The organism is Nonomuraea sp. NPDC050786 (genome assembly GCF_040654115.1).
Taxonomy (GTDB): Bacteria; Actinomycetota; Actinomycetes; order Streptosporangiales; family Streptosporangiaceae; genus Nonomuraea.
Genome location: NZ_JBFAHJ010000038.1, coordinates 16,902 through 35,313 on the forward strand (window position 1 = coordinate 16,902; position 18,412 = coordinate 35,313).

Annotated in this window: 15 protein-coding genes; 5 read left to right on the forward strand and 10 right to left on the reverse strand. The window is 73.0% G+C overall.

Going from position 1 to position 18,412, the window contains the following annotated elements; all coding sequences use genetic code 11:
• Positions 1-6 precede the first annotated feature (6 nt).
• The 3 genes from AB0H84_RS45145 to AB0H84_RS45155 are packed head-to-tail and all read right to left on the reverse strand — an operon-like array spanning position 7 to position 2,725.
• On the reverse strand, positions 7-840 hold the full coding sequence (locus AB0H84_RS45145; protein ID WP_357618981.1) for a transporter substrate-binding domain-containing protein: 834 nt from the start codon (positions 838-840) through the stop codon (positions 7-9).
• On the reverse strand, positions 810-1,694 hold the full coding sequence (locus AB0H84_RS45150; protein WP_357618984.1) for a PfkB family carbohydrate kinase: 885 nt from the start codon (positions 1,692-1,694) through the stop codon (positions 810-812). The genes AB0H84_RS45145 and AB0H84_RS45150 overlap by 31 nt, the downstream gene beginning before the upstream one ends.
• Complete coding sequence (locus AB0H84_RS45155; RefSeq protein ID WP_357618987.1) at positions 1,694-2,725, reverse strand: SIS domain-containing protein; 1,032 nt, start codon at positions 2,723-2,725, stop codon at positions 1,694-1,696. Before AB0H84_RS45155 ends, AB0H84_RS45150 begins: the two co-directional genes overlap by 1 nt.
• A 166-nt stretch (positions 2,726-2,891) precedes the next feature.
• Between AB0H84_RS45155 and AB0H84_RS45160 the strand changes: the two genes are divergently transcribed.
• Positions 2,892-3,686, forward strand: a complete 795-nt coding sequence (locus AB0H84_RS45160) for a class I SAM-dependent methyltransferase (protein WP_357618990.1) — start codon at positions 2,892-2,894, stop codon at positions 3,684-3,686.
• A gap of 160 nt (positions 3,687-3,846) precedes the next feature.
• Here AB0H84_RS45160 and AB0H84_RS45165 read toward each other — a convergent pair whose 3' ends face one another.
• Together AB0H84_RS45165 and AB0H84_RS45170 are read right to left on the reverse strand one after the other, a co-directional pair.
• A complete protein-coding gene (locus tag AB0H84_RS45165; protein ID WP_357618993.1) occupies positions 3,847-4,362 on the reverse strand; it encodes a hypothetical protein in 516 nt (171 codons plus the stop codon).
• 21 nt (positions 4,363-4,383) lie between these two features.
• Positions 4,384-5,310: a hypothetical protein gene (locus AB0H84_RS45170; RefSeq protein ID WP_357618996.1), complete on the reverse strand. Its 927-nt coding sequence runs from the start codon at positions 5,308-5,310 to the stop codon at positions 4,384-4,386.
• Between the two features lie 133 nt (positions 5,311-5,443).
• Between AB0H84_RS45170 and AB0H84_RS45175 the strand changes: the two genes are divergently transcribed.
• Positions 5,444-6,379, forward strand: coding sequence for a GNAT family N-acetyltransferase (locus tag AB0H84_RS45175; RefSeq protein ID WP_357618999.1), 936 nt, complete (start codon positions 5,444-5,446; stop codon positions 6,377-6,379).
• Between the two features lie 36 nt (positions 6,380-6,415).
• Entirely contained in the window at positions 6,416-7,177 is a 762-nt protein-coding gene (locus AB0H84_RS45180; RefSeq protein WP_357619002.1) for an arylamine N-acetyltransferase, read from the forward strand.
• 38 nt (positions 7,178-7,215) lie between these two features.
• Here AB0H84_RS45180 and AB0H84_RS45185 read toward each other — a convergent pair whose 3' ends face one another.
• From AB0H84_RS45185 to AB0H84_RS45195, 3 genes are read right to left on the reverse strand one after another with little or no spacing between them, the layout of a single operon-like run.
• Positions 7,216-10,251 (reverse strand): AAA family ATPase, encoded by a 3,036-nt coding sequence (locus tag AB0H84_RS45185; protein ID WP_357619005.1) that lies wholly within the window; start codon positions 10,249-10,251, stop codon positions 7,216-7,218.
• Between the two features lie 19 nt (positions 10,252-10,270).
• Positions 10,271-11,065, reverse strand: a complete 795-nt coding sequence (locus AB0H84_RS45190) for a nucleotidyltransferase domain-containing protein (protein ID WP_357619008.1) — start codon at positions 11,063-11,065, stop codon at positions 10,271-10,273.
• The gene (locus tag AB0H84_RS45195) at positions 11,062-11,700 is read right to left on the reverse strand and encodes a nucleotidyltransferase domain-containing protein (protein WP_357619012.1); all 639 of its coding nucleotides are present in this window, start codon (positions 11,698-11,700) and stop codon (positions 11,062-11,064) included. Before AB0H84_RS45195 ends, AB0H84_RS45190 begins: the two co-directional genes overlap by 4 nt.
• A gap of 45 nt (positions 11,701-11,745) precedes the next feature.
• Here AB0H84_RS45195 and AB0H84_RS45200 point away from each other — a divergent pair, with 45 nt between their 5' ends.
• Both AB0H84_RS45200 and AB0H84_RS45205 read left to right on the forward strand, forming a co-directional pair.
• On the forward strand, positions 11,746-13,611 hold the full coding sequence (locus tag AB0H84_RS45200) for a propionyl-CoA synthetase (protein WP_357619015.1): 1,866 nt from the start codon (positions 11,746-11,748) through the stop codon (positions 13,609-13,611).
• A 75-nt stretch (positions 13,612-13,686) separates the two neighbouring features.
• Positions 13,687-16,509, forward strand: a complete 2,823-nt coding sequence (locus tag AB0H84_RS45205) for a hypothetical protein (protein ID WP_357619018.1) — start codon at positions 13,687-13,689, stop codon at positions 16,507-16,509.
• Here the strand turns inward: AB0H84_RS45205 and AB0H84_RS45210 are convergent.
• Together AB0H84_RS45210 and AB0H84_RS45215 are read right to left on the reverse strand one after the other, a co-directional pair.
• Positions 16,501-17,676 carry a HAMP domain-containing sensor histidine kinase gene (locus AB0H84_RS45210; RefSeq protein ID WP_357619021.1) on the reverse strand — a complete coding sequence of 392 codons (1,176 nt, stop codon included), beginning with the start codon at positions 17,674-17,676 and terminating at the stop codon, positions 16,501-16,503. The two genes, AB0H84_RS45205 and AB0H84_RS45210, sit on opposite strands and share 9 nt — an antisense overlap.
• Positions 17,673-18,329 carry a response regulator transcription factor gene (locus AB0H84_RS45215; RefSeq protein WP_357619024.1) on the reverse strand — a complete coding sequence of 219 codons (657 nt, stop codon included), beginning with the start codon at positions 18,327-18,329 and terminating at the stop codon, positions 17,673-17,675. The genes AB0H84_RS45210 and AB0H84_RS45215 overlap by 4 nt, the downstream gene beginning before the upstream one ends.
• Between the last annotated feature and the right edge of the window lie 83 nt (positions 18,330-18,412).

Sequence of the window (18,412 nt, forward strand, 5' to 3'; positions counted from 1 at the left end):
GCCGGCTCAGCCTTCGGGGTTGGCTTCGGTGATGAGGACGGCCGTCTTGAGGTCGCCCTGGCTGGTCACGCCCCACTCGGAACGGATCTTCGCGTACGTGCCGTCGTCGATGACCGCCTGCAGCGCCGTCTTGAGCTTCGGCCCCAGAGGGCTGTCCTTCTTCACGCCCAGGCCGTTGTAGACGGCGTTGATCAGCAGATCGGACGTCTCCAGCTGCCCGGTCTGCTTCGCGGTGTACTTCAGCTTGCCCGACCCCGCCGCGACGAGCTGGACGCGGCCCGAGGTGACGGCCAGCTCGGCGGAGGGCTGGTCCTTGAACTGCTCGATCTTCATGGGGTTCGCGCCGCAGGTCTTGGGGTTGTTCTCGGTGAGGTACTTGTACTCCCACGCCCCCGTCAGCACGGCCACGGTCTTGCCGCACACGTCCTCGACCTTCTGGATGTTCAGGCCCGCGCCCTTCTTCCAGCCGAAGGCGGTGCCCTCCTTCTGCAGCGGCACGAAGTCCAGGCTGCCCAGCCGCTCGGGGGTCACCCCGAGCGAGGCCACGGCCACGTCGTAGCGGCCGTTGTCCAGCCCGGGGATGATCATGTCGAAGCCGGTCGCCTCGTACGTGAACGTCAGGCCCGTCCTGGCCTCCAACGCCTTCGCGAGATCGACGCTCCAGCCCTTGACCTGGCCGTTCTCCACGTACTCCTCGGGCGCCCAGTCGCCGAAGACCGCCACCTTGAGCGTCTTGGCGGCCGGTTCAGCGGGCGCGGGCTCCGCGGAGCTGCCGCATCCCGAGAGGGTGAGCGCCGCGCACACCGACATCAGGGCCGCGGCCTTGCTGATTCCGGACATGTCTCTTCCTTTGCTGGTTGGGGGGTGTGCTGCCGGATGAGACCCGTCAGGTCGGGGGTCATCGGCGAGGGGTGCCCGAAGGCGCCGGGCGAGGTACAGACCTGGCCGGCGTGCGCGGAGGCGCGCCGGAGGCTCTCCCGCGTGCCCGACCCGGTGGCCAGGCCGGTCAGGACATGGGCGATGAAGGTGTCTCCCGCACCCAGCGTGTCGACCACCTCCACCTCGGCGGCCGGCTCCATGACCAGGCGCCGGCCGTCGAAGAGCAGCGAGCCCGCCGCCCCGCGGGTCGCCACGGCGATCTCGGCCCCCTGCGCGCAGGCCCAGCTCAGGACGTCGGCGGTCGCGGCCGCGTCCAGGTGGGAGGCGGAGAAGAAGGCGTAGGTGACGTACGGGATCAGCGCGGCCGCGTAGGCGTCGCCGGTGTGGACGTCGAAGTCGAACGACAGGGGCACGCGCTCGGCCATGGCCGGGAGCTGCTCCTCCAGGAAGGCCGAGTAACTGGAGTGCGCCAGGTCGTGCGCCGCGACGAACTCCAGGTCCTCCTCGTCCAGCCGGAAGCGGGCCACGCCCCGGTCGAACGGGCCGAACGTGCGCTCGCCGCCGACGGTGACGACGGTGGCGTAGCCGGTCGGCCCGGCCGGCCGGCGCAGGCGGGAGACGTCGACCCCTTCGGCGCGCAGGGCCGCGACGAGCTGCTCGCCCCGCTGGTCCTGCCCGGCCGCCCCGACGTACGAGGCCCGCGCGCCGGCACGGGCGGCGTGGACGGCCACGTTCACGCAGTTGCCGCCCGGGTACATGTGGCCCGCCTCCGGATAGCAGTCGGTGATGTTGTCACCGACGGCGGCGATCCGCATCAGTACTCGACCCGCCACATGTAGCGGCGGTCGGTCAGCGGGCGTCCCGAGAACGCCTCGAAGTGCTGCGCGAGGCGGGCGGTGACGGCGCTGGCCATGACGAAGGAGCCGATGGTGGCGCGCAGGCTCGCGGGGACCCCGGGCAGCGACAGCGCCGCGCCGTCGACGACGTGGTTGCGGGTGTTGTAGCGCTCCAGGAACCGGATGGCCCGCTCTCCCATGGGCCGGGTGGCGTCCTCGCCGAGCAGCACGATCACCGGCACGTTCCCGTCGACGACCTCGAAGGCGCCGTGCAGGAACTCGCCCGAGCCGGTGGCGACCGCGTGCTTGAGCTGCATCTCCTGCAGGTAGCAGGCGGCGAACGTCTGCGCCGCGCCTTCCAGCGGGCCCGAGCCGAGGACGTACACGCAGGGCTCGTCCACGCACGCGGCCGCGATGTCACGCAGCCGGTCGTCCAGCTCGCGCACCGAGGTCTCGAACGCCCCCGCGCAGTCACGGAAGGCGGCCACGGCCGCGTCGTAGTCGTCGGCCACGCCCTGCGCCTTGAGCAGGGCGTACGCGATGAGGCCCTGGAGCACCTGCTTGGCCTCCACGCTGCGGTGCAGCACGATGTCGGCCGCCTCCTTGGCGACGACGCTCTCCGGATCCTTGGTGACCAGCAGCACCGGCGCGCCGGCCTCCCGGGCGAAACGCACCGCCCGCGCCGTCTCCGGCGTGCCGCCGTTGGTGCTGCCGGCGATCACGACGGAGTCGGGGCCCAGGGCGGCCGGCCTCCTCAGCATGAACTCGTCGGCGTTCAGCGCGACGGCCGGGATGGGGGAGCGCTCCAGGAGGAAGCGCATGGCGCCGAACATGAACAGCGAGCCGCCGCAGCCCACCAGGTAGATCACCCGTGTCGTCGGCTTGAGCGCCTTCTCCACGAAAGCGGTCACCTGGGCCTCGATCTGGGGGGTGACCGCCTGGTCGAGATCGGCCCGGAAAGTCTCGGGAATGCTCCCCAAGGGACGGAGGGGCACGCGGACCTGGCTCATTATGCGCTCCAATGTGAGATCGATCTCAGAATGGGGTAGATGATGCCGCTCGCCCGGCACGCCCGTCAAGGGGTGGCGTCTGTCTTATATTTCAAGACAAATCTTCTTGAACTGTGAGACGAACGCTAGGGTGGACGTCATCGGAGCGGAACGAAGGAGTTTGGCGATGAATGCCGTCTACACGCATGGCCACCACGAGTCGGTGCTGCGCTCGCACCGCTGGCGCACTGCCGAGAACTCGGCCGCGTACCTGCTGCCCCACCTCAAGCCGCACATGAAGGTGCTGGACGTGGGGAGCGGGCCCGGCACGATCACCGCCGACCTGGCGGGGCTGGTCGGGCACCTGACGGCGTCCGAGGTGACCGAGGAGGCGCTCGGCCTGGCCAGGGCCGAGCTGGCCGCCCGGGGAGCGGAGAACGTGGACTTCGCCGTGGCGGACGTCCACGCGCTGGACTTCGCCGATGACACGTTCTGCGTGGTCCACGCCCACCAGGTGCTGCAGCACGTGGGCGACCCGGTGCAGGCGCTGCGGGAGATGCGCAGGGTGACCAGGCCCACCGGGTACGTCGCGGTGCGCGACAGCGACTACTCGGCGTTCGCGTGGTATCCGCTCCTGCCGGAGCTGGACGAATGGATGGCGCTGTACCAGCGGGTCGCCCGGGGGAACGGCGGCGAGCCCGACGCCGGGCGGCGGCTGCTGTCGTGGGCCAGGGCCGCGGGCTTCACCGACGTGACGGCCACCTCGTCCACCTGGTGCTTCGCCACGCCTGAGGACCGCGCCTGGTGGGGCGGGATGTGGGCGGACCGGATCCTGCGCTCGTCCATGGCCGAGCAGGCCCTGGCGAGCGGGGCCGCCACGGAGGCCGACCTGCGGCGGATCTCGGAGGGCTGGCTGACGTGGGCGGCGGCCGAGGACGGCTGGATGTCCGTCCTGCACGGCGAGATCCTCTGCCGCGCCTGACGCCCCGCGCGCCGCGGCCCAGGCCGGCACGCGCCCACGTGTCTCAGTCGCCGAGCGTGCGCGCCGACGTGTCTCAGCCGAGCGGGCGGCCGTAGTCGGGGCGGGTCACACGCCGAGCGGGCAGGCGTGGTGCGTGCGGGTCACACGCCCAGCGGTCGGGTCACAGGCCGAGCGTGCGGACGCGCTGCCACTGCGGGTCGCGGTAGAGGACCATGTCGTTGCCGATCATCTCGTCGGGCGCCGACAGCATGGTGATCTCACCCGCGACCTGCAGCTCCAGCAGCAGGTCGCGGACCCGCGGCCCGACCGGCAGCCGCCCCGCCTGCAGCCCCAGCCCGGCCCGCACCGCGTCGGCGATCTCCGACAGGTGGAACGGCCCCTCGAAGCCCGCCACGACCCCGCGCACGACGGCCGGCGTGATGAGCTGCTCCGCCTCGGCGTACGCGAGCTGCCAGGTGATCTGCTCCTTGCGCCGCCCGGTGGCCGCGCACGCCGTGCAGCCGTGCGTCAGCCCCGGCGCCAGCTCCTCCTGGCCGGATCCGAGGCAGACCGAGCACAGCCCGTTCTCGGCGGCGTGCAGCTCGGCCGTCATCCGCCCGGCCAGCACGGCGCCGCACTCGCACGCGAACGCGTCACCCAGGATGCCGGCCTGCGGAAAGATCGAATGCGTCGTCACCGAGCCGACTCTACAGAATGTTCAACCACGCACGTCCGCCAGCCCGTGGAGGCGGCGCAGGGCCTTGCGGGCCGCGGCGGCGACCCGCTCGTCGGGATGATGGTCGATGAAGACCCGCAGCACCTGCCCCGTCCACGGATGGTCCCCGAACGCCAGGATCGCGATCGTCCCCGCCTGCTCCTCGGCGTCCATCCCCATGGCGATGGACTCGATCACCTCGCCCGTCTCGCCCCCGAACTCCAGCAGCGCCGCCGCCATGTCCACCAGCACCCACGCGATCTCGCCCGGCGCGGGCTGCCGGTCCTCGCGCCCCGTCCTGGCGGCGATCACCGCCCCCAGCCTGGGCTCCTCCAGCAGCCCCGACAGCGCCGCCCGGCCGGACTCACCGAAGTCCGACGACAGCAGCTCCACGCCGACCGCCCGGCTCAGCGGGCTCACCGTGCCGAGCACCGAGGCGATCTCGGCCGCCGCCGCGTCCGTGTCCCGGCCCTTGAGCCACCCCGCCAGCTCCTCGCCGCGCTCGGCCTCCGGATAGGAGCGCAGGCCGTGCAGCAGTGCCGCCGCGCCGGCGTCCGCGAGCGATCCCATGACGGGGACGTCCTGCCCCGTGGTCTCCGCGATGATCAGCCGCGCCGTCCACAGGCCGAGCCAGCTCAGCGTGTACGGCTCCGCCTGCCGTACCAGACCCAGACCGGTCAGCTCCTCGGGCGCCCGGCCCGGATGCGGCTCGCGCGACAGGAACATCCTGATGAGCTCCAGCAGCAGTCCCTCGTCGCCGGCCAGCCGCTCGCGGCAGTGGTCCGCCCAGAGGGCCAGCACCTCCGCGTCGGAGCCTTCCGGCTTCAGCTCCTCGGCCAGGGGAGCGGCGCGTACGGCCGCCGCGAGCGTGGCCTCCTCCGGCAGCCGGACCGGGGGTTGCAGGGGCAGGGTGTCGTCGTAGGACCTCACGAGCCCATCCTGTCGCGATATTTCCGCTACAGTGCCACCTGAAGCCGAAAAGTCGGAAGAAAGGAGGCGCTGAGATGTTCGGCATGGGTTTGGGCGCTCACTGCGCCGTACACTTCTGCTTCTCGGAGGAATCGTGCTTTTCCGCACCGCGGTCGAGGAAGATCTAGACCGCCTGCTCGGCTGCGTCGTCGACGAGTCCATCAGCTGGGCGCATCCTGAACGGCTGCGCTCGTTCCTGAACGACGGCAGCTACCGCTTCGACCGCATCTGGCTCGCCGTCGCCGACGACGGCGAGATCCTGGCCCGCGCCGTCTGGTGGGGCTTCCCCGACGGCGACAAGCCGCTCGCGCTCGACTGCGTCTACGTCCACCCGTCGGTGAGCGACCGCGTCGGCCTCGCCGCCGAGCTGCTGCGCCAGGCCCACGAGGCGTACGGGCTGGCGCCCGCGTACCACGTGTTCGTCGGCAACGGCTGGCGCGACGACCCCAAGGCCGCGGCGGCCATCGCCTGGCGCTGGGAGGCCGCGGGCCGCGCGGGGCTGACCCACGAGCTGGAACGGCTCCGCTACGAGTGGGTGGACGGGCCCGTGCCCGAGCCGTCGGACCGGCTCGTCTTCCGCGGCGAGGAGGACGACGAGGCGTTCGTGGAGGCGTTCCGGCGGGTGGCCGCCGGGACGCTCGACTTCCACACGCAGCAGGCCCTGGCCACCATGGACCCCGTGGCGCAGGCCCGCGAGGACGTCCAGGACTACAAGTCCATGCCGGGCGACCGGTCGTGGTGGCGGCTGGCGTACGACAAGAGCGGGGACCTCGTCGGGGTCGCCCTGCCGTCGGCCAACAACGGCGGCCCGGTGGTCGGCTACCTCGGCGTGGTGCCCGAGCACCGCGGCCACGGGTACGTCGACGACCTGCTCGCCGAGATCACCCGCTTCCTCGCCGAGCGCGGGGTCGGGCGGATCACGGCGGACACCGACGCCGGCAACGTCCCGATGGCCAGGGCGTTCGAGCGGGCCGGGTACCGCAACTTCGCCGTCAGGCTCGTCCTGTCGCCGAATCCCGTGAACGCGTGATGCGCGCGGGCCGTCGCACGCGGCATTGTCGATCTCATGACATGGGACATTGAGAAGCTCGACCTCGACGCGTACCTTGCCAGGATCGGCTGCGACGGCCCGCTCCAGCCGACGTACGAGACGCTGCGCCAGGTGCACCTGGCGCACGTGCGCTCCATCCCCTTCGAGAACCTCGACGTGCTCCTCGGCCGGGGCGTCAGCCTCGACCTGGGCAGCCTGCAGGACAAACTGGTCACAGGCGGGCGCGGCGGCTACTGCCACGAGCACAACCTGCTCTTCGCCGCCGCACTCGAACGCCTCGGCTTCACCTTGAAGCGGCACCTGGCCAGGATCCGGCTGGGCCGCTACCACCTGCCGCGCTCGCACGCCACGCTCACGGTCGAGGCGGACGGCCGCACGTGGCTGGCCGACGTGGGCTTCGGCGGGGAGGGGCTGGTGGAGCCCATCGCGTTCGAGGACGGCGCGGAGGTGCGCTCGGGGCCGTGGGAGTGGCGGCTGGGCAGGGACGGGGACTTCTGGGTGCTGAGTGCGGGCTCGACCGAGCTGTACGCGCTCCGCCCGGACGAGCCGCACTATCCGAGCGACTTCGAGGTGGCCAACTTCTACGTGTCGGGCAGCCCGCATTCGCCGTTCACCCGGCACGTGCTCGCCCAGCGGACCACGGCGGACGCCCGCGTCCGCATCGAGGACCTGCCGGTGTCCACCGCCGGTGAACTGCTGTCGGCCCTGCGGGACCGCCTGGGCATCCAGGTGACTGAGGCGGACGCGGAGGCCCTGCTGCCCAGGCTCTCACCCTGACCATCGCCCTCACTCGCCCCTACCTCGGCTGACGGCGGTCACCGGTCAGGCTCATGCGCCAGGACCTGGCGGGTCAACTCCACCCGGCTGTTGACGCCGAGCTTGGCGAAGGCGTGGCGGAGGTGACTGTCGACGGTGTGCGGCGACAGGAACAGGGCGGCCGCGGCCTCCCTGTTCGTCATGCCCTGGGCGACCAGCCGCACGACGCGCAGCTCCGACGGGCTCAGCGCCTCCCAGCCCCGATCGGGCCTCCGGCCGTCCCGCAACCGCCCGGTCCCCCTGACGGCGCCGCACGCCCGGTACACCTCGAGCGCCTCCTCCCGCCGCCCGGCCTCCTCCAGCGCCGCCGCCAGCCCGAGCGGGCGCGGGGCGTTGCCGTAGAGCTCGATCGCCTCGTCCAGCCGGCCCTCGGCGTGCGCCGCCCCCGCCGCCAGGGACACCACGCCGGGGTTGCGCCGGGCGAGCTCCCGCACGCAGGCGACCACCCGCGGATCGTCCCGCCACCGCGCCGCCGTCCACGGCTCCTGCACGATCAGGTACGCCAGCGCCTCACCTCCGTGCGCGGTCGCGGCGCGGGCGGCGCCGGTCGCGGCCCGGTCGGCCGCACCGGTCCTGGCCCGTTCGGCGGTGGCGGTGTCCAGGAGCCCGAGCCGCCACCGCAGCTCCTCGGCCACCAGGCCGGGCCCGTCCCCGGCCAGCTCGCGTCCCCGATGCAGGTGCCCCCGCGCCGCGTCCACCTCGTCCCGGAGCAGCGCCACATGGCCGAGCACGCCGAGCAGGGCCGGAACCAGCGCCATGGCGGAGAGCTGCTCGGCCACCCGCAACCCCGCCTCGGCCTCCGCCGCCGCGTCGTCCAGCCGCCCCCAGGCCAGCAGCAGTTCCGCCCTGAACCGGTGCAGCAACGGCAGCGCCCACGCTGTCCCCAGCCGTCCGGCCTCCCGCTCGACCGCCGCGTAAACGCCCGCGGCCTCCTCGAACCGGTCCAGCGCCACCATCGCCGCTCCCAGCCACAACCGCGGATGCCGGTGCGCCGTCTCACCACCCGCCGCGTCGGCCAGCTCGACAGACCGCTCGGCATGCCGCAACGCGCCGCCCAGATCCCCGCGGAACAGCGCCACGGTGGAGCGCGCCTGCAGCCCGACCACCTGGGCGAACACCTCGCCCTCTGCAACCGCCTCCACCGCCGCGGCGTCGGCCGCGTCGATCCCGCCGGTCATCATCAGGGCATGGGCTCGAACGGCCAGCAGCCGCGCCCTCTCCCGCACCGGCACGCCAGGCCGGTCCAGCACGCGCCCGGTCCGCCTGAGCACGCCCTGGTCGTCTCCCGCGTGCTTGAGCGCCTCGGCCAGACCGAGCACGATCTCGGCCTCCTCACCCGCCGGCCGCTGTCCCGCCGGATGACGCCCGCCACCTGTGTCGGCGACCTCCCGCGCCTCGCCCAGCCGTCCCGCCGACGCCAGCAACCGCACCACCCCAGCCACCAGCCCAGCCACCAGCCCACCGTCCACGTCACCACCGTGCCCGGCCGCTCCGGCGTCAGCTGCGGGGGCGGCAGTACCGGCTGCGGTGGCGTCCGTGTCGCGTCCGCCGGACACGACGGCACCTTCGGGTCCGGCCGTTCCGGCGTGGGCTGTGGTGGAAGCTGCACTGGGCGCAGCCGTTCCGGTGTCGGCTGCGCTGGAGGCAGGATCGGCCGCGGTGGTGCCGGTGTCGCCCCCATCGGTCGCGACGGCAGCACCGGGCCCGGCAGCTTCCCCGTCGCGCGCCAGCTCCAGGGCGCGCAGCATCAGGTCGGCGGCGGCCGAAGGGGCGGTGGCCGTCATCTCCCGCGCGGCGGCGCGCAGCTCCCGTACCGCCGCCTCGTCGCCCACGCGCGCCCCGTGCCGCAGATGCTCGGCCAGTTCGGCGGGCGGCCGGCCCTCGGACCTGAGCACCGCCGCCGCCTCCCGGTGCAGCGCCGTCCGCACGGCGGCACCGAGCCCGCCGTACACCGCCTCCCTGATGAGATCGTGCCGGAACGCCAGCCGATCACCCTCCCCGACCAGCGCCCCCGCCCGTACGGCCTCCGAGACCTGTCCGAGCACGGCCCCGGGCGCCACCCCGAGCACCCCCGCCGCCTCGTGCACCGAGAACGGGCGCCGCAGCACCGAGGCCGTCTCCAGCAGCCGCCGCGCCCCGGAGGACAGGTCGCGCAGCCGCCGCTCCACGGCCGTCACGAACCCCACCGGCAACTCGGCCCCGCTGACCGCCGCCACGCCCCGCGCCACGACGATCCGCCCCTCGTCGCGCAGCCCCGTCAGCACCTCCTCCAGCAGGAACGGGTTCCCGCCGCCGGCTCGCGCCAGCTCCAGAACGGACGGCCCCGGGTCGGCTCCGAGCAATCGCCCGCACAGCTCGGCTGCCTCCTCGGGGGTGAGCGGCGGCAGGGCCACGCGCAGGGCGCCCTCCGCGATGAGCCGCTCGACCGCCTCCTGCTCGGGCAGTGGCCGCCGGCCCAGCAGCCACACCACGGGCGACCCGGCCAGCCCGGACACGAGCTGCCGCAGCGCCAGACAGGTCAGCTCGTCCGCCCACTGCACGTCGTCCAGGACGATGGCGAGGGCGCGGGAACGGGTGAAACGCTCGATCGCCTCCCCGATCCGCTCGATCATCAGGAGCCCGTCGCCCATCGGCCGCCCACCGCCGCCGGGCAGCACCCGCAGCCGGTCACCGTCGCCCACCGGTGGCCCACCGCCGGGCAACTCCCGCGGCTCGTCACCGTCGCCCACCGGTTGCCCACCACCAACGGGCTGCACCTGCGGCAGGTCACCTTGGACCGGCGACTCGCCACCGCCAGCGTGCCCGAGCGGCGCGGTCAGCGGGCGGAGCAGCGTGGACAAGGGCGCGACCCGGTCGAGCTCGGTGGCGCGTCCCCACGCCACCGCCGTCCCGCGCGCTCGCGCGCGCCCCGCCGCCTCCTCCAGCAGCCGGCTCTTGCCGATCCCGGCAGGCCCCTCCACGACCACGCACCCGGCCGCCGCCTCCAGCACCTCCTCGACAACCCGCAGCGCGTCCGTCCTGCCCACCAACGTCACGTCACCGATTCTGCCAACCTCACCCCGCCGCCGGGCCCGCCGCCGGGCCCGCCGCCGGGTCCGCCACCAGGCTCGTCAGCGGGCCCCGCGTCCGGGCGCGCACCACCAGGTCGTGCAGCGCGTCCGCGGCGCTCGCCCGCTCGGGCAGCGCCGAGCCGTCCCGGGCGCGCTCCAGTTCCCCTGTCATCCGCTCCACATCCGCCTCCAGCCCGGGCACGGACGGGGCCGGGCCGTGCTCGGCCTCCCGCTTGGCGGTGACCAGGTCGGGCAGGTACGCGGGCCCGTACTCGTACAGGCGCGTCAGGTCGGCCTCCAGCTCGCCGGTGCGCATGAGGTGGGTCCCCGTGGCCAGCACGCGGAAGGTGTAGAGCAGCGGCTTGAGCTCTCCGCTCTTCGTGAAGAGCCGCCACTGCGTACGCGCGAATCCCAGGTAGTGGTGGGCGTGATGCCGCGTCAGGCACCCAGGGGCGAGCGCCACCAGCTCCTCATGCAGCGGCGACGACGTCACGACCAGCGGCGACAGCAGCTGCTCCAGCACGTAACCGTTTCGCCCCAGCAGCAACCGGCAGAACTTGGCCAGGTCGTGCGTGACGAGGTCCACCTCCACGCCGTCGCGCGTCCACATCCGCTCCAGCGTCTCCGGCCCGTGCCGCAGCCCCGCCACCTCCTCGACCGGCAGCACGTGCACGCCCCGCAGGTCCACGTCCGAGTCCACCGAGGGGAACCCGTACAGGTGGGCCCCGCTCACCGTCGCGAACACCAGCGGGTACGGCTGCTCCCCGGGCACGTCCGCCAGCCATCCGGGCAGCTTCACAGATACTCCTTCCGTACATCCACCAGGAAGTCCTCCACCCGCTCGCGATCAGGCCGTTCCGGCAGCACGCTGGTGGTCGCGGCCACCTCGGCGGAGAGCTCGGCCCGCCAGGCGTCCACCTCCGCCCACGGCACCTCGCCGTGCCGGATCGCCAGCAGCCGCTCCCGGTACGGCCCCACCTGGACGAGCGGCTCCCCGTGGCGCACCAGGTGCCGGCCGCTGAGCAGCAGCCGCATCATGTGCATGGCCTGCTTCCACTTGGGCGCGGCCGGGTCGAGCCGGCGGAACTGCGCCGCGGCGTACCCGGCGAACGACTGCCTGGCCCGCTCCGACAGGAAGGCCGCGCGCAGGTCGCGCAGCCGCCGCCCGGCCGGCGTGATCACCTCCACGATGGGGGACCACAGGCACTCCAGCACGGTGGGGTTGGCCTCGAGGGCGAGGACGCAGAAGCGCTCGACCTCCCAGGAGAACTGCTCGGGCAGCGGCCCGTCCCGGTGCGTCGCCGGCTTCTCCAGCCGCCAGAACGCGGCCGTCGGCGTCACGAAGACGCCCCGCCTGTCGGTGTCGGAGGCGTCCGTCTCGAGCCCGTACGCCCGCGACCCCATGACGACGGTAAGGATCATGTCATCGGTCACCCGGATATCTTGCGTGATGGGGCCGGTGACTGCTCTGATCGAATTGTGGGCGCTTATGACGAGGCTTACCGGCGGAGCATCGAGGACCCCGGCGCGTTCTGGGCGGAGGCGGCGCGCGGCATCGACTGGGACGTGCTCCCCGCCACCGTCACCGCGGACGGCCGGTGGTTCCCCGACGGGCGGCTCAACACCTGTCACAACGCGGTGGACCGGCACGTCGCGGCGGGTCGCGGCGACCAGGCGGCGCTGATCTACGACAGTCCCGTCACCGGCGCCACGGCGACTCTCAGCTACGCCGAGCTGCGCGACCAGGTGGCCAGGACCGCGGGGATGCTCAGGGATCTCGGCGTGGAGAAGGGCGACACCGTGGTCCTCTACCTGCCCATGGTGCCGGAGGCCGTGGTCGCGATGCTGGCCTGCGCCCGGCTCGGGGCCGTGCACTCGGTGGTGTTCGGCGGGTTCGCGGCCAGGGAGCTGGCCGTGCGGATCGACCACGCCAGGCCCAAGGTGGTGCTCTCGGCGTCCTGCGGCATCGAGCCGTCCAGGGTGGTGGCGTACAAGCCGCTGCTGGACGCCGCGCTGGAGCAGGCCGAGCACCGGCCCGCCCACTGCGTGATCCTCCAGCGGCCCCAGTGCCCGGCCACGCTCGAGGAGGGGCGCGACCTCGACTGGGCGCAGGCGGTGCGCGAGGCCGAGCCCGCCGCCTGCGTGAGCGTGGCCGCCACCGACCCGCTCTACATCCTCTACACCTCCGGCACGACCGGCCTGCCCAAGGGCGTCGTGCGCGACAACGGCGGCCACGCCGTCGCGCTGCACTGGAGCATGTCCCACGTGTACGGCGCCGCCCCCGGCGAGGTCTACTGGGCCGCCTCCGACGTGGGCTGGGTGGTCGGCCACTCCTACATCGTGTACGCGCCGCTGCTGGCCGGCTGCACGACCGTGCTGTACGAGGGCAAACCGGTCGGCACCCCCGACCCGGGCGCGTTCTGGCGGGTGGTGGCCGAGCACGGGGTCCGGACGCTGTTCACCGCGCCGACCGCGATCCGGGCCATCAAAAAAGAGGACCCATCCGGATATTTCGCGAAAAAGCATGATCTGTCCGGACTGCGCTACCTCTTCCTGGCCGGCGAGCGCCTCGACCCCGACACCTACCACTGGGCCTCCGACCTGCTCGGCATCCCCGTCATCGACCACTGGTGGCAGACCGAGACCGGCTGGCCCATCGCCGCCGACTGCGTCGGCCTCGAACGCCTGCCGCTCAAACCGGGCTCGCCCACCAAGCCCGTCCCCGGCTGGGACGTACGGATCCTCGACCCCGACGGCAACGAGTGCCCGCCCGGCGTGGACGGCGCCGTCACCGTCAAGCTGCCGCTCCCGCCCGGCGCGCTGCCCACGCTCTATCGCGACGAGGCCCGCTTCGCCCGCTCCTACCTGGAGCGCTATCCAGGCCACTACCTCACGGGCGACGGCGGCCACGTGGACGCCGACGGCTACCTGTACATCATGGGCCGCATCGACGACGTGATCAACGTCGCCGGCCACCGGCTCTCGACCGGCTCGATGGAGGAGGTCATCGCCTCCCATCCCGACGTGGCCGAGTGCGCCGTGATCGGCGTGGCCGACCAGCTGAAGGGCCAGCTCCCCGTCGGGTTCGTGGTGCTCAAGGCGGGAGCCGGGCGCGACCCGGCGGAGCTGGAGCGCGAGCTGACCGCCCTTGTACGCGAGCGCATCGGCCCCGTCGCCGCCTTCCGCCGCGCCGTCGTGGTCTCCCGGCTGCCGAAGACGCGGTCGGGCAAGATCCTGCGCGCCACGATGCGGGACATCGCCGACGGCAACCCGTACACCACGCCGTCCACCATCGAGGATCCGGCGGCGCTGCCGGAGATCGAGGAGGCCGTGAAGCGAACATGACGGGCCGGTAACTTCCGCCGAAAAGCCCGCCCGTACGGCGCATGATGGGACATCTCCGTCCCCGGGAGAAGGCACATGATCGAGACCCCGAGCTACGCCGACGCCCTGAGGATCCTCGGATGCAAGGACGCCAGGCTCGTCAAGGTGATCGGGTTCGCCTCGGCGGCGGCGCGCACCGGCTGGGCCCTGGCCGGCGCCGGCCAGCTCGCCACCGGCCTGGCCGACCTGCGCAACAGCATCGCCCTGTACGGCGAGGACGTCGTACGCCGCATGCCCGAGCTGAAGAGCGGCGTCGACCGGTTCACCCGCACGCAGCGGCTGGCCGCCGCGCACGCCGTGATCGTCGTCTCCGCCTACTTCGAGGCGCTGGGCGAGACGAAGCTGCCGTTCACGCTCGACAAGCTCGACCGCGGCGACCGGATCTCCCGCGGGGTGCCGACGCCCGAGCGGTTCGCCAGGCTGGTGGCGAGCCTGCTCCTGGAGCGGCTGCCCACGCCCGAGCCGCACGTGCCGTACTCCGGGACCCGGCTGGCCGTGGAACGTGCCTACCTGCGCATGTCCGAGGCCATGGCCGGATACGTGAGCGGCCTGGTCGTCTGGGATGAGCTCTCCGTGGACGACCAGCTCCTGCTGCCCCGCATGCTCGCCGAGGGCCCGCCCGCGCACGCGCTGCGCATCTACGACGAGGACTACCGGTCGCTGGCGCTCGACAGCCATGAGTTCGGGGTGCGCAGCCTCGTCACCGAGAAGCCGCCGCCCGCCACGGCGCTGTCGCGGGTGGCCTGGCTGCTGGCCGAGCTGGCCCCGCCGCGGGTCGGCGACCGCCCCATGATCCACCTGGCCAGGATGGCCGCCAACCTGCTCGACCGGCCGCTGCTGCTGGCCGGCAAGCTCCCCGAGGCCGTCTCGCTCCCGCTGCTCGGCGAGGGCTACCTCAGCCCCCGCTTCCGGGTCGCCGAGCTGACCCGCGAGTCCGCGCCCGCGCAGCTTAGCTGGTGGGAGGAGCAGCGGCTGCTGCCCGACACCGAGGCGTTCCTGGTCGGCCACCTCACCTCGCTGCGCGCCACCCAGGCGCCGCTGCTCGTGCTGGGCGAGCCCGGCTCGGGCAAGACCAAGCTGACCGAGGTGCTCGCCGCGCGGCTGGCCAGGTCGGAGTTCCTGCCGATCCGGGTCGAGCTCGGAAGCGTGGCCGCGCGGGCGGACGTCACCGAGCAGATCGAGCAGGCCCTCGCGGCCGTGCTGGGGGAGGAGGTGGGCTACGCCGAGCTGGTGGCGGCCGCGGACGGGGCCATGCCGGTGATCCTCCTCGACGGGTTCGACGAGCTGGTGCAGGGCGGCGTCAACCGCTACGACTACCTCGAACGGGTGCAGGAGTTCCAGGCCAGGGAGGCGGAGCTGGGCCGCCCGGCGGCGGTGATCGTGACCAGCCGCACGGTGGTGGCCGAACGGATGCGCCTCCCCGAGGGCCTGCTGGGCCTGCAGCTCCAGCCGTTCGACGACGATCAGGTGCGGCAGTGGCTGAACATCTGGGACCAGGCCAACCGCGCCCTGCTCGCCCGCCGCGACCTGAAGCCCCTGCCCGCCGAGGCGGCGCTGGTCCACGGCGAGATGGCCAGGCAGCCGCTGCTGCTGTTGCTGCTCGCCCTCTACGACGCGGGCGGCAACGCGCTCCAGCACGACCACGGGCCGCTCGGCCGCGCCCGCCTGTACGAGGTGCTGCTGCGCGACTACACCGAGCGCGAGACCGGCGGCGTGCGGCGGGTCGCCATCGACCAGGAGCTGGTGCTGCTCGGCGCGGTGGCGCTGTCCATGCTCGCCCGCGGCCGCCAGCTCATCACCGACGAGGCGCTCGAGCGCGACCTGCCGGCCCTCTGCCACGGCGGCGAGGACGAGCCGGACGACGAGGACCGGATCGACTGGGCGCGCAAGGCCACCGAGCGGTTCTTCTTCGTGCGCGGCAACGGCCCCAGGACCGGTTACGCGTTCCTGCACGCCACGTTCGGCGAGTTCCTGGTGGCCTGGCTGGCCGTCTACGCGCTGCGCGACCTCGACAGGCGGCGCCGCCTGGCGGGGGACGAGCCGCTCGCGGTGGTGCAGGCCGTGGACGACGACCTGCTGTACGCGGTCACGTCCCACTCCTGCCTGGCCGAGCGCGGCCCGACCGTGGGGTTCGTCCTGGAGCTGCTGGACGAGGTGCCCTCCGCCGTGCGGGCCCGCTGCGTGGAGCTGCTGGCCGGGCTGCTGCGCCGGTCGCTGCACGAGCGGCCGCGCCGCCACTTCACCGGGTTCCAGCCCGTACGCCACACGCTGACCCGCCGGCTGGCCGCCTACTCGGCGAACCTGACCGTGCTCATCGTCTGCGCCTCCGAGGAGCCGGTCCGCGTCTCGTCGATCCTGCCCGGCCCCGACCACCTGGAGCAGTGGTCCTCGCTCAGCCACCTGTGGAAGGGGCAGCTCGGCCAGGAGGGCTGGACCGGGCTGGTCACCGCGCTGTCGGCGCACCGCGTGGTCGAGGACGGCAAGGAGGACGTCGTGCTCGGAGGCGACGGGACGGGCGGCATGGGCGACGTCGTCGTCGCGGTCGCCACCGGCCACACGCCCCGCCACCGGCGGCTGCTCGACCTGCTGCTGCGGGCCCTGGGGGAGGGCCGCTTCCTGCCGTACCGGGACCGCCTGGCGATCCTGGAGGAGCTGGTGCGGACGGTGGCCGTGCGCTCGCCCGCCATGCACCGGGCGCTGGGGGCGATGTGGGCGGAGGACGGGGCCGACCACGCGGAGCTGCGGCCGCTGCTGCAGGCCATGCTCGCCGACCCGGCCGACCGGATGGGCACGTGGGAACAGCTCGTCAAGGCCGGCATACCGGAGACGGCGCTCTGGGAGATCCAGGGTCTAGACTGAGCCGCCCTCGGAGTGGACGGGCAGCTCGACGGTGATCGTCAGCCCGCCCTCGTCCCTGGGAGTGGCCGCGACCGTGCCGCCGTGCGCCTCGGTGATCACCCGTACGATCGACAGGCCCAGCCCGCTGCCCCGGTCCGAGCGCAGCCGGTCGCCGTGCAGCCGCCGGAACGGCTCGAAGATCGTCTCGATCTCGTACGGCGGCACCTGCAGCCCCGTGTTGGCCACGACCAGCTCGACCCGGTCGGCCCGCCGCCGCGTCGTCACCCACACCTCGCCCTTCGGGTGGTTGTGCCGGATGGCGTTCTCGACCAGGTTCTGCACCAGCCGCTCCACCAGCACCGCCTCGCCCGCCGTCGGAGCGGGGTCGAGCAGCCGGTGCATGGTCACCTCGCGCTCGGCCGCCTCGCCCGCCGCCTGGTCCAGCACGTGCTCGGCCACGTCCGCCAGGTCGAACGGCCGCCGGTCCAGCACCGCCTGCTCGCCCTCGGTGAGCGCCAGCAGGCCGTCGATGAGCCGCTCGTGGCGGGCGTTGACCAGCAGCAGCGACTCGCCGAGCCGCTTGACGTCCTCGGTCGCGTCCGGCCGCCGCACGGCGACGTCCACGAGCGTCCTGTTGATGGTGAGCGGGGTGCGCAGCTCGTGCGAGGCGTTCGCGACGAACCTGCGCTGGCCGTCGAACGAGCGCGCGAGGCGGTCGAGCATCACGTCGTAGCTGTCGGTCAGCTCCTTGATCTCGTCGCGCGAGCCCTTGTACCCGATGCGCTCGCTCAGGTCGTGATTCTGGACGATGCGGCGGGCGGTGTCGGTGACGTTCCTGAGCGGGCGGAGCACCATGCCGGCCGTCCGCCAGCCGACCCCGAACGCGAGCCCCGTGCCGGCGAGCACGGTCAGCACGCCGGCGTTACGCAGGTTGTCGAGGACACTGTCCTGGTAGGTGCCGTGCACCTTGAGGGCGAACTTCCGGGCGAGCTCATAACCGTCATCGAAACGCTGGCTCGACAGCCAGCCCCATCGATCGTCGGGAAGCACGATGGAGTTGGGAGTGAACACGCTCGCCCGGTATTGCAGGCTTGCCCGGACAACGAAGTAGACGGAGACCAGCGCGGTCCCGGCGATCACGAAGAAGACGCCCGCGCAGGCCAGCGCGAACCGCAGGCGCATGCTCATGGGATGCGGTACCCCGATCCGGGCACGGTCTCGATGACCTGCGGCTCGCCGAGCTTCTTGCGCAGCTTCATCATCGTCGTGCGCACCGTGTTCGTGAACGGGTCGATGTGCTCGTCCCACACCTTCTCCAGCAACGTCTCGGCCGACACCACGGCCCCCTGGGCGCGCAGCAGCTCCGCCAGCACGCCGAACTCCTTGCGGGCGAGCGGCACGTACCTGCCCTCCCTGAACACCTGCCGGTGCGCCCAGTCCAGCCGTACCCCCGCCCGCTCCAGCATCGGCGGGTCGGCGCGCCTGGACCGCCGCCCGAGCGCGTGCACCCGGGCCACCAGCTCCTCGAACGCGAACGGCTTGGGCAGGTAGTCGTCGGCCCCCAGCGACAGCCCGGCCACCCGGGCCCGCACGTCGCCCGCGGCGGTCAGCATGAGCACCCGTACCGGCCAGCCCTGCTCGACCACGGTCCGGCACACCTCGTCCCCGTGCACCATCGGCAGGTCCCGGTCGAGGATCACCACGTCGTAGTCGTGCACGCCGAGCCGTTCGAGCGCCGCGTCCCCGTCATAGGCGACGTCGACGGCCAGTGCCTCCCCGCGTAACCCCTCGGCGATCGAGTCGGCGAGCATCCGCTCGTCCTCGGCGACCAAAACGCGCACCGCGCCCCCAAAAAGATCTAAAAGCCGCCAGTCTGCTCCGGTCGGCATAACGCGCGCATAACCAAAATCAGTGACGTTCAGGT